This is a genomic window from Acutalibacter sp. (assembly GCF_056800975.1).
In genome coordinates, this window is record NZ_JBQISV010000070.1 from 1 (window position 1) to 11,546 (window position 11,546).

The window sequence follows — 11,546 nt, forward strand, 5'->3', positions numbered from 1 at the left end:
CTTCCCTGTGATATACGCCCGCAAGGATATGATAGAGGACTCCGGCATTGATTGGGAGGCCATGGGCGCAGGCACTGAGGAGCTGAACCAGGCGGTACTGGACGTGTATGAAAAGACTGGGGACCCGGCCTGGGCTACCCATTATGATAACGGACATTCTTTGGACCTGCTGCCCCCCCTCTGTGACTATGAGAGCGAGAACGTTTTGGTGAAGCCCCAGGACTTTGTTGATTACTTTGACGGCCTGGATCTGCAGGAGGAGGTACACCACGCCAACTGGGAAAAACTTAAGCAGATTGAGGAGGAGACAGGAGAATTTCCATCCCATTCGATCAGTCTGGACTCGTTTTTGATGGGGGAGGACTACTGTCTGGATGAATCTTTAGCCACTGTTGTTGTGCCCATAGAGTCCGCCTTTGATATAGTCCCGTCAGGAAAATCTCTGGGCTATGAGATTGCAATGAAGCCCGTGCGGTCTGTGGACCACAAGCTCAACGCTCAGGTGTCCTATTGGGGCGCGGTGAGCTCTGCCTGTAAGGAGCCTGCCAAGGCTTATGAGTTCCTGCGCTTCTTTCTGACGCCGGAGGTTCAGCATGGGGGACAGTTGGAGAAATTCGATTTTGCCATTCATGACGGCTCTGGCATTGAACTTTCAGTAGGCCCTATGCCCGGCTGGCCGGTGCGCTATAAAGGCTTTGCGGAGAAGCAGTGGGGCAGGCATTTGGAGGAGATCAGCCACACCAGTTATGGAGGCAGCACCAAGGAGGCAGTTCTGCAGGTGGAAATAGACGATAGCGACTTTGCCATTCTGGACGAGCCTATTGATGGGGTGCGGTTCCCCTCGGTGCTGGATATGGAGTTTTTAAAGGCGCGGCAGTCTGGAGAGGAGGGGGAGGACCCTCAAACCTCCCGCCAGAAAAGAGGCAATGCCTTTGTCCGCGATGTGAAATATCATCTGGCAGAGGGCTGATCAGGAGGTTAGAAAATGAAAAGGTTTCTCAGTGTTCTGTTGGCAGCGCTGCTGCTGAGTATATGCACCGGCTGTCAGGCCAAAGACAGCTCGTCCCGCAGCGAGCCGTCCACGCCACTGCCCCCGGCAAAAATGTCCGGCACGCTGAAGGTGTTGACAGAGGCAACCAGCTGGGCCGATACGCCAAGCATGATCCGTTTCGATAAATCTTCCTTTGTGCGCACCCAGCTGAACCGTATCGCCAAATATTTCATGCTCCAATACCCGGATATGACGGTGGATATTGAATATCTGACCATGGATGAGGATACCCGGGAGAATGAGATTCAGCAGCGGCGGGTAGCGCTTATGGCCGGGGATGTGCCGGATGTCTACCTGCTGCCCACCCTGGATTTGAACCAAATTTATGTCTATGAGCTGGAGCCCCTGTTCCGGGATGTGAACCAGGCCATAGGCAATGGCTGGTTTCGGGACATCAGCAGCCTGTACGACGCAGACAAGGATTTGCATACGGAGGAATTGCATCCCACTATCATGGACGCAGGCAGGGTAGGGGAGGCCAGGTATATTCTTCCTCTGCGGTACAGCGTGCCGTTTCTGCTTGTGGACACAGAGGCCCTGGAAGCCTCCTCTCTAAATGCGGAGGCGGTGCGCTCCGGGGTGGCTCAGCAGGTGGAGGAGGCAGTGCTTCACTCGGGAATTCCCTCCTATGCCCAGGGATTTGACAGCTTTTCGGTCTGGCCTCTGGATCTTTTTCCCAGGTTCTGCGACTATGAGACAGAGGAGGCCCGGTTGGACCCCAAAGCGCTCTCCCAGCTCCTTACCAATGACTGCGTCTTGCAGAATATGCGCATAGCAGCTTATAAGAAGCTGGCAAAGTCAAAAAAAGCCGGCTACGGCGTGGGACTCAGCCAGTATTACAGCGAACCATCCATAGAGTTTTGTGTGGGAGAGAGCCGCCCCCTCTATGTGATAACCATTGAGTGGCTGTTCGACTTGGTTCCCGTAGCCAAAGCCATGGGCCGGGAGGTGGAGGTCATTCCCCTGCGCGCGTCGGACGGCAGCTATCACGCGCAGATCGCCTATTGGGGTGCAGTGAGCTCTGCCTGCGAGAACCCCGGCGCGGCCTATGAATTCCTGCGGCTGTTCCTTACCCCTGAGGCTCAGCATGGCGGCGAACTGGGAGAATTCGACGTCACTCTGCCGGTAAGCACTGGATGGCCAGTACGGTATATGGGTTATGCAGAGAAGGAATGGGCCCGCCGCAGGGATGAGATAATGCGCTATGTGGGATCAGGGGACAAAGAACGCCAGATGCAGCTGGCGGCAATTCAGCTAACTGATGAAGACCTTCCCCTTCTGGCGGAGCCTATCGATCACGCCCGTTTTACCTGCTCCCTGGATGAAGAACTCTATGATATTGCCTATTCTTTCCGCCATAGTGAGAGCGAGATCACAGAGGCTGAGGCACAAAAGGCCGCCAATGACTTTGTTCGCGACTTAAAGTATCATCTGGCGGAGGGATGACCTTCCGCATACAAAAAGGCCTGCCCTCTCAGAGGACAGGCCTTTTCCTATGGCGTTCTTTATCGACAGCTGCTCGGCTTCTGAAACAAGAGAAAAGGCCCGCCCGGTTGCCCCGGACGAGCCTTTTCTTCTATCATTTCAGACGGTTTCTCGCAGAGAATTACTCAGCCATCTTCTTCAGCTTGGCGTACTTCTCCTCGGCGTACTTCTCAGCGTTGGCGAACAGCTTCTCGGCGCGATCCGGGAAGGAACGGGTCAAGCTGTTGTAGCGTACCTCTCCCATGATAAAGTCACGATAAGAGGCAGAAGGCTCCTTGCTGTCCAGCTGGAAGGGATTCTCGCCAGCGTCAGCCTTACGGGGGTCAAAGCGGAAGTTGTGCCAGTAGCCGGCGGCAACCGCTTTCTTCTCCTCCACCATGGAGACGCCCATGCCGCCCTTGATGCCGTGGTTGATGCAGGGCGCGTAGGCCAGGATGATGGAGGGGCCGTTGTAGCTCTCGGCCTCATGGAAGGCCTTGATGCACTGGTTCATATCAGCGCCCATAGCCACCTGGGCCACATACACATAGCCGTAGCTCATGGCAATGGCGGCCAGGTCCTTCTTCTTCTGAGCCTTGCCGGTAGCGGCAAACTGAGCCACAGAGCCGCAGGGGGTGGACTTGGAAGCCTGTCCGCCAGTGTTGGAGTACACCTCGGTGTCGAACACCAGCACATTGATGTTCTCGCCAGAGGCCAGGGCATGGTCCAAACCGCCGAAGCCAATGTCATAGGCCCAGCCGTCGCCGCCCAGAATCCACACAGACTTCTTGGCCAGATAATCCTTGTCCTTCAGAATCTCGTTGCACAGAGTGCAGGCCTCGCAGTCGCAGTACTGGTCGCCAGCGGCTTTGCGGGCCTCATGGTGGGCCAGCATCTTGTCAGCGGCCTCTTTGCTGCCGAACGCCTTGACTGCATCCTCAGACTTGCAGAAGTTGATGGTCCAGTCAATGGAGGCGCGGCTGTACTCCAAAGCGGCAATATAAGCCTCGGCAGCGGCCTCGTTGGCTTTGCTGTCGGTCATGGTCTCCAGCCAGGCCTTGCCGGTATCCTTCACTTCCTGCTCCACATAGTCAACTGCAATGAGTTTCTCGGTGAGCTCAGCCAGACGGCCGCGCACTGCGTTCTGAGCCAGGGCCATGCCCAGACCGAACTCGGCGTTGTCCTCAAACAGGGAGTTCTCCCAAGCAGGACCGTGGCCCTTCTTGTTGACGGTGTAGGGAGTGGCAGGCGCGGAGCCGCCCCAAATGGAGGAGCAACCAGTGGCGTTGGCAATGAACATCTTGTCGCCGAACAGCTGGGTAGCCAGCTTGGCGTAGGGCGTCTCGCCGCAGCCGCCGCAGGCGCCGGAGAACTCAAGCAGGGGCTGCTTGAACTGGCTGCCCTTGACAGAGGTCTCCTTGAACTTCTCAGCCACAGCCTCCTTGGCGGGCAGGTCGATGCCATAGTTGAACACCGCCTGCTGGGGACGCTGGGAGTCGATGGGGGCCATCTGCAGAGCCTTGGTCTTGGCGGGGCAGGTGGTGACGCAGCTGCCGCAGCCGGTGCAGTCCAGGGTAGAGATGACCATAGCAAAGTGCATGCCGGGCAGACCGGTCATGGGCTTGGACTTAGTGCCCTCGGGCGCAGCGGCCAGCTCCTCGTCGGTCATGGCAATGGGACGGATGACCGCATGGGGGCACACATAGGAGCACTGGTTGCACTGGATGCAGTTCTCGGGAATCCACTCGGGAACATCAACGGCTACGCCGCGCTTCTCATAGGCGGCAGTGCCCTGGGGGCTGGTGCCGTCGGCATACTTCTCAAAGGTGGAGACAGGCAGGTCCTTGCCGTGGAAGGAGTTAACAGGGAACACCACGTTGTTGACATAGTCCACCAGCTCCTGGCGGCTGCCGGTGGCAACCTTCTTCACAGAGTCGTCCACAGCGTCCTTCCAGGCAGCGGGCACGTCTACCTTATGGTAGCCGGTAGCGCCGGCGTCAATGGCGTCGTGGTTCATCTTGACCACAGCCTCGCCCTTGCGGCCATAGGACTTCTGAGCAGCGTCCTTCATATACTGAATGGCGTCGGCCTCGGGAATGATCTTGGCAATGGAGAAGAAAGCGGACTGCAGCACCGTATTGATGCGGGTGCCAAGGCCGATCTCCTTGCCAATCTTGAAGCCGTCGATGGTGTAGAAGTTGATCTCATTGTCAGCAATGAACTTCTTCACCTTGCCGGGCAGACGCTCGTTGAGCTCCGCCGCGTCCCAAGCGCAGTTCAGCAGGAAGCTGCCGCCCTTCTTCAGATCCTGCACCATGTCGTAGGTGTCAAGATAAGCGGGGTTGGAGCAGGCCACAAAGTCAGCCTTGGAGATATAGTAGGTGGACTTGATGGGGGTGTGGCCGAAGCGCAGGTGGGAGATGGTGAGACCGCCGGACTTCTTGGAATCATAATCAAAGTAGCCCTGGGCGTACATGTCGGTGTGGTCGCCGATGATTTTGATGGAGTTCTTGTTGGCGCCCACGGTGCCGTCAGAACCCAGGCCCCAGAACTTACAGCTGGTGGTGCCCGCAGGAGCGGTATCCGGGTCCTCGGTAACCTCCAGAGACAGATGGGTCACATCGTCCACAATACCGATGGTGAAGCGCTTTTTGGGCTCAGCCTTCTCCATGTTGCGGTATACGGCGATGATGTCGCTGGGCTTGGTGTCCTTGCTGCCCAGGCCGTAGCGGCCGGAGTAGACCGGGCACGCGCCGAAGCTGGTGCCGTTGATGGCGGCCAGCACGTCCAGATACAGAGGCTCGCCGATGGAGCCGGGCTCCTTGGTGCGGTCCAGCACAGAGATGGTCTTTACGGTCTCCGGCAGCACGTCCAGCAGGTACTTGGCCACAAAGGGACGGTACAGATGGACCTTGACCAGGCCAACCTTCTCGCCGGCAGCGGTGAGGTAGTCGATGACCTCCTCGATGGTCTCGCAGGCAGAACCCATGGCAATGATGACCTTGTCCGCGTCAGGCGCGCCATAATAGTTGAAGGGCTTGTAGTTGGTGCCCAGCTTCTCGTTGACCTTGTTCATGTACTCGACAGCCACCTCGGGCACTGCGTCGTAGTACTTGTTGCAGGCCTCGCGGGCCTGGAAGAAGATGTCGCCGTTCTGAGCCTGGCCGCGCAGCACAGGGTGCTCGGGGTTCAAAGCGTGGCGGCGGAACTCGTTGACCGCATCCCAGTCCAGCATCTCGCCCAGGTCCTCATAGTCCCAGGTCTCAATTTTCTGGACCTCATGAGAGGTGCGGAAGCCGTCGAAGAAGTGCAGGAAGGGCACCTTGCCCTTAATGGCGGCCAGATGGGCCACAGCGCCCAGGTCCATAACCTCCTGAGGAGAGTTGGAGCACAGCATGGCATAGCCGGTCTGACGGCAGGCATACACGTCAGAATGGTCGCCAAAAATGTTCAGCGCATGAGTCGCCAGAGTACGGGCGGAAACATGGATGACGCTGGGCAGCAGCTCGCCGGCGATCTTGTACATGTTGGGGATCATCAGCAGCAGGCCCTGGGAGGCGGTGTAGGTGGTGGTCAGCGCGCCCGCGGCCAAAGAGCCGTGGACAGCGCCGGCAGCGCCGGCCTCAGACTGCATCTCTGTGACCCGCACCTCCCGGCCGAACAGGTTCTTCCGCCCGGCGGCGGCGTACTTGTCGGTCTCGTCAGCCATAACAGACGAGGGGGTGATGGGGTAGATGGCAGCCACGTCGGTGAACGCATAAGAAACATGCGCGGCAGCGGTGTTGCCATCCATGGTCTTCATTTTTCTTGGCATTTTAACGATTTCCTCCTTTTAGGATGATCGAAATGGGGGGACAGGCAGGGGCAGAGCCTGTATTCAGCCCTGCGGCACGCAAGATCGACGCCCCCCGGAGCTGAATACAGGTTCCTGACCACCATATCTGTACCCTTGCTCTGTTATTTTACCATCTTTCTGAGGCTATGTCAAAGGCAAAATCGTTCTTTTGCGAATTTTTTGCGGGCAGGCCATTCGCGGCGGATTTGCCGGCCCGGGAAACATAATATTTGACAAGCGAAGCGTTTTCTAGTATAATACTCGATAAACATTCTTCAGAACTGATTATGGAAGGGAGCCTTTGACCGCGATGCCTGACGACCCTGACGGTACATTTATTGCCGCTATCCTTTTATCCGTTCTTTTTGCCGCCATTGCGGCTCTGTACGCTGCGGGAGAATCTGCCCTGAGTGTCTTGTCTGTTTCCCAGCTAAAGCGGGACGCTGATGCCGGCGGCCGCAAGGCGCGTTCTCTGTTAAAGCTTGTCCGCGCCCAGGAGAGCGTTGTCTCTCCGCTGCAGTCGGGCCTGCTGTTCTGCGGGCTGCTGGGGCTGTCCTTTTGCGTGACGGCCTTTGGAAGCCGGGCCTATGAGGACGCCGCCGGGGAGATGCACCGGATGCTATCCTGTCTTTTGGCAGCGTTGGCATATGTGCTGGTGTTCTTCCTGTTCTGTGATATTTTGCCGAAGAAGGGGGCGCGCCACGCGGGGGGACAGTACGCCTACCGCCACGCAAGGCTGATCAGCGGACTCAGCAAAGCCGCCATGCCCTTGTTGGGCTTTACGAACCTTACCGCCAACTGTCTGCTGCGCCTTTTCCGTATTGATCCTCACAGCCTGGATGACGCAGTCACCGAGGAGGAGATTATGCAGATGGTGGGCGAGGGAGAGGAAAAGGGCGTGATTGAGGAGACGGAGAAGGACATGATCGCCAATATCCTGGACTTCAACGACATTACCGCCGGAGAGGTGATGACCCACCGCACTGATATTGCCGCCGTACCCGATGACGCCGACCTGGGCCAGGTGGTGGCAGTTGCCATGGAGCATGGCTGCTCCCGGGTGCCGGTCTACCATGAGGATATTGACTCTGTGGTGGGCATCTGCTATGTGAAGGATTTGCTGCCCTTTGTAGGGGTGCAGATTCCTCAGAGCGCGGACATCACCCGCCTGATGCGGCCGGCCTACTTTATTCCAGAGACCAAAAAATGTAGTCAGTTGTTTACTGAAATGACTGAACGCAAGGTACAGATTGCCATTGCGGTGGATGAGTACGGCGGCACGGCAGGGTTGATTACTCTGGAAGATTTGGTTGAGTCTATTGTGGGTAATATTCAGGATGAGTATGACAACGAGGAGGAGGAAATCCGCCAGGTAAGCGAGCGTGTGTTTACTGTGGACGGCTCCGCTTCTATAAACGAGATTTCTGACCTGACAGACACCGAACTGCCTGAGGGCGGCTACGACACCATTGCCGGCCTGGTGACAGAGCGTCTGGGCCGGATTCCCAAGGAGGGGGAGCGTCCCCAGGTGCAGGTAAGCGGCCTTACCATCACCGTGCTGGAGATTGAAGACAACCGGCTTTCCCGGCTGCTGATTGTGAAGGAGCCGCCGATCACAGAGGAAGAAGGCGAAGAGGACTGATATGGCACGGAACCACACCAAAAGCAAAGAGCAGGACCTGGGCCGCGACAGTATTGGCAGACTGATGTTTTCGCTGGCAGTGCCGGCCATTACCGCCCAGGTTGTCAACATGCTCTATAACATTGTGGATCGGATGTACATCGGCCACATTCCCGAAACTGGCGCGGCGGCGCTGACAGGGGTGGGCATTACATTTCCTATCATCTTGCTGATTATGGCGTTCAGCTCTCTGGTGGCTATGGGGGGTGCGCCTCAGGCAGCGATTGCTATGGGAGAAGGGGACCTGCCCAAGGCGGAAAAGATTTTAGGGAACTGCTTTACCACTCTGCTGGGCTTCTCGGCAGTGTTGACAGCGGTGTTTCTGATTTTCGGAGAGCCGATTCTCCGGGCCTTTGGAGCCAGCGATAACACTATTGAGTATGCCTTGAGCTATCTGCAAATTTATGTGATGGGCACGATATTTGTGCAGATCGCATTAGGCATGAACACGTTTATTACAACCCAGGGCTTTGCTACAGTCAGCATGTTGACCGTAGTGATTGGCGCGGCGCTTAACATCGCGCTGGATCCGTTGTTCATTTTTGTGTTCCACTTGGGGGTGCGGGGCGCGGCGTTGGCCACGATTCTCTCTCAGGGGGTGTCTGCAGTGTGGGTGCTGCGGTTTTTGCTGGGCAGCAAAAGCCGTCTGCGCATCCGCCGCGAGAATCTGCCCGTCAAGCTGAAAATCATGGGGCCAGTCATGGCCCTGGGCGTGTCGCCCTTTATCATGCAGAGTACAGAGAGCCTTCTCAGCGTAGCGCTGAACACCTCGCTGCTGCGGTATGGCGGCGACAGCGCTGTGGGCGCTTATACTGTGCTGGCCAGCGTTCTGCAAATCGTCAACCTGCCTATGCAGGGTCTTTGCCAGGGCGCACAGCCGATTACCAGCTTTAATTATGGCGCACGAAATTTTGACCGGGTGAAAAAGTCTGTGCGGCTGCTGTTGATTTGCTGCATGGCATATGGTATTCTGTTCTGGCTGGCCTTGATGCTGGTTCCCCAGCTTTTTGCTGCCATTTTTATCAGTGATCAGGCCTTGATGGAGATCACGGTTTGGGCTATGCGGATCTTCCTGTTTGGCGTGTTTGCCTTTGGCGCCCAGTGCGGGTTTCAACAATCGTTCCTTGCTTTGGGGCAGGCAAAAGTATCTGTGCTTTTGGCCCTGTTGAGGAAAATCGTTTTGTTGATTCCCCTCATCTACATTCTGCCCATGTTCTTTGAGAACAAGCTGTTCGGTGTTTTTGTAGCTGAGCCCATTGCGGACATTCTGGCCGCTGTGGTGACCACAATCTCCTTTCTGGTCTGGTCCCGGAGGACGCTGTCGCCGGAAAAGGCCGGAACGGGAAAATAGAAACAAAAAGCCTTGCGAAAAGCAGGGCTTTTTTCTATGGGCAGATATCTTAAAGCAGACACAAATGCTGAAAGTCAAATAAACTTTTAGGGGCTTATGTTCATTCGTTCGGCAAGTTGTGGTGGGCAAATTTCTGCTCTTTCAGTAGTAGAGTATATTCATTCCAAATTTCTTGTGCAGATACTTATACTCCGTCTTTAAAGCCCCCCTTTTTTCTGTTTTTTATGTCATTTGTCAGATGAATAAATCTTGTATGTGCACTGTACTGCTATTAACGCAAGCTGTTTTGTATGTTTCTGTAGCTCTGCGCTCTCCTTACGCAGAGTGGAGTATTGATTCTGTCGATTCTCTTACAATTTCTTTCAGAAGCTTGTATGCGGCTCTGATTTTTTGTAAAATTGTATGGGAATTAAAATTCCCTTGACAAGATACCGACATGATATTATAATGATATCTGCAACAGCGATGGGAAAGAAAACAAAAAAGGGGAGATTATCACAATGCTTTCGATCAGTGGAGTAACGAAGAAGTATGGAAAAAATATCGCGAACGACAACATCAGCTTTGCCGTGGGCGATGGACAGATCGGCATTCTGTTGGGGCCGAATGGCGCAGGAAAGTCAACCATCATCAAGTGTATTACCGGGTTGCTTCGTTTTACCGGGCGGGTGGAGATCAACGGCCATCTGAACACCACCACAGAGGCCAAACGCCAGCTGGGCTATATTCCTGAGATGCCTGCGGTTTATGACCTGCTTACGGTCTCAGAGCACCTGGAATTTGTCCGCCGGGCCTACCGTTTTGAGGACGAGGCCTACTCCCAGCAGCTTTTGGAGCGTTTGGAGCTGTGGGACAAAAAGGATAAGCTGGGCAAAGAGCTCTCGAAAGGAATGCAGCAGAAGCTCTCCATTGCCTGTGCTCTGTGCCACAAGCCCCGGGTGGCTGTGTTCGACGAGCCGCTGGTGGGCCTGGACCCCCACGCCATTAAGGAACTGAAAAATATCTTTCAGGAGCTGAAGCGGGACGGGGTCTCTGTGCTAATCAGTACCCATATGATTGACAGCGTGGAGGACTACTGGGATGTGGCGAATATTATGATGAATGGCCGTTTTGCAGCCACAATGCGCAATGATGGCAGCGAGGGCCAGGACTTGGAGTCGTTGTTCTTCCAGATTACAGAAGGGGACGCAAAGGCAGAAAGCGGGGTGGGCGCATGAAAAGCCCTCTGGTCTATCTCACGGCTGTCAAGCTGAAGAACCAAGTGCGGGAGGCAGTAAAGCATCCTGCAAAGCTGATCTATGTATTGTTTCTGGCGGCAGTCTTGGTGCTCTCTACTATTGGCGGGCAGGCGAACGCAGATCGTTTCGGGGAGCTCCGCCCCCTGACAGAGCTGACGGCCATCATGGTACTGTTTTACACCATGATGTTTCTGATTACCTTCTCCAACGGAATCAACGGCGGGGCTGGAAATTATCCCATGTTTACTCTTTCTGATGTAAGTATGCTGTTTCCCTCGCCGCTGCGGCCCAATAAGGTGCTGTTTTATGCGTTGGTGCGGCAGTTGGGGCTTTCGCTGCTGCTAGGGTTCTTCCTGCTGTTTCAGTACAACTGGATGCATGCGGTTTATGGGCTGGAGTATGTCCACCTGCTGCTTGTGGTGGTGGGTTATGCGCTGACCTTGTTTTTGGGGCAGGTCTGCGCCATGGCGGCGTATGTGCGCGCCAGCGGAAGCGACAGCCTCCGGCGGATCGTACGGTATTGCCTGTATGGCGTTACTCTGATTTTTGTGGCAGGGCTCCTGCTGCGCTGCTATCCCAGCCTGAGCCTTTCTGCAAGCAATTCTGAGGTGGATCTGTTCAGCATTGCTGGTTTGAGCGACACCCTGCAGGACGGAGTAGCGTATCTGTCCCAGATCGGTATTTTCTTTCCGGTATCAGGCTGGTCCGCTGGGTTGATCGGTGGCCTGCTGTGTGGGGACTTTCTGTCGGCAGGGCTCTGTGCTCTGTTGGTGCTGGCCGCTTTTGGCTTTGCACTGCTGTTGGTTGTCAAAAATAAGAATAACTATTATGAAGACGTACTGCAGACCGCTGAGGTGGCCCAGTCTGCTATTGCGGCCAAAAAGGAGGGCCAGCCTGCGGAGGTCACCCCCAAAAAGGTGCGGGTG

Annotated in this window: 7 protein-coding genes; 6 read left to right on the plus strand and 1 reads right to left on the minus strand. The window is 55.7% G+C overall.

The genetic code is table 11. The annotated features are described in order from the left end of the window. Both ACTO5E_RS08120 and ACTO5E_RS08125 read left to right on the plus strand, forming a co-directional pair. On the plus strand, window positions 1–970 hold a 970-nt coding region (locus ACTO5E_RS08120), incomplete at its 5' end, for a hypothetical protein (RefSeq protein WP_482302911.1). A 15-nt stretch (window positions 971–985) separates the two neighbouring features. Further along, on the plus strand, window positions 986–2,497 hold the full coding sequence (locus tag ACTO5E_RS08125) for a hypothetical protein (protein WP_482302912.1): 1,512 nt from the start codon (window positions 986–988) through the stop codon (window positions 2,495–2,497). 160 nt (window positions 2,498–2,657) lie between these two features. Here the strand turns inward: ACTO5E_RS08125 and nifJ are convergent, their stop codons facing one another. Then, window positions 2,658–6,329: a pyruvate:ferredoxin (flavodoxin) oxidoreductase gene (gene nifJ / locus ACTO5E_RS08130; protein ID WP_482302913.1), complete on the minus strand. Its 3,672-nt coding sequence runs from the start codon at window positions 6,327–6,329 to the stop codon at window positions 2,658–2,660. Window positions 6,330–6,660: 331 nt separating this feature from the next. Here nifJ and ACTO5E_RS08135 point away from each other — a divergent pair, with 331 nt between their 5' ends. The 4 genes from ACTO5E_RS08135 to ACTO5E_RS08150 form a co-directional block, all read left to right on the plus strand. Then, window positions 6,661–7,992 (plus strand): hemolysin family protein, encoded by a 1,332-nt coding sequence (locus ACTO5E_RS08135; protein WP_482302917.1) that lies wholly within the window; start codon window positions 6,661–6,663, stop codon window positions 7,990–7,992. A gap of 1 nt (window position 7,993) precedes the next feature. Then, window positions 7,994–9,382, plus strand: a complete 1,389-nt coding sequence (locus ACTO5E_RS08140; protein WP_482302914.1) for an MATE family efflux transporter — start codon at window positions 7,994–7,996, stop codon at window positions 9,380–9,382. Window positions 9,383–9,882: 500 nt separating this feature from the next. Continuing rightward, window positions 9,883–10,599: an ABC transporter ATP-binding protein gene (locus ACTO5E_RS08145; RefSeq protein ID WP_482302915.1), complete on the plus strand. Its 717-nt coding sequence runs from the start codon at window positions 9,883–9,885 to the stop codon at window positions 10,597–10,599. Then, window positions 10,596–11,546, plus strand: a 951-nt coding sequence (locus ACTO5E_RS08150) for a putative ABC exporter domain-containing protein (RefSeq protein ID WP_482302916.1), incomplete at its 3' end; no start/stop codon positions are given. The genes ACTO5E_RS08145 and ACTO5E_RS08150, both read left to right, overlap by 4 nt.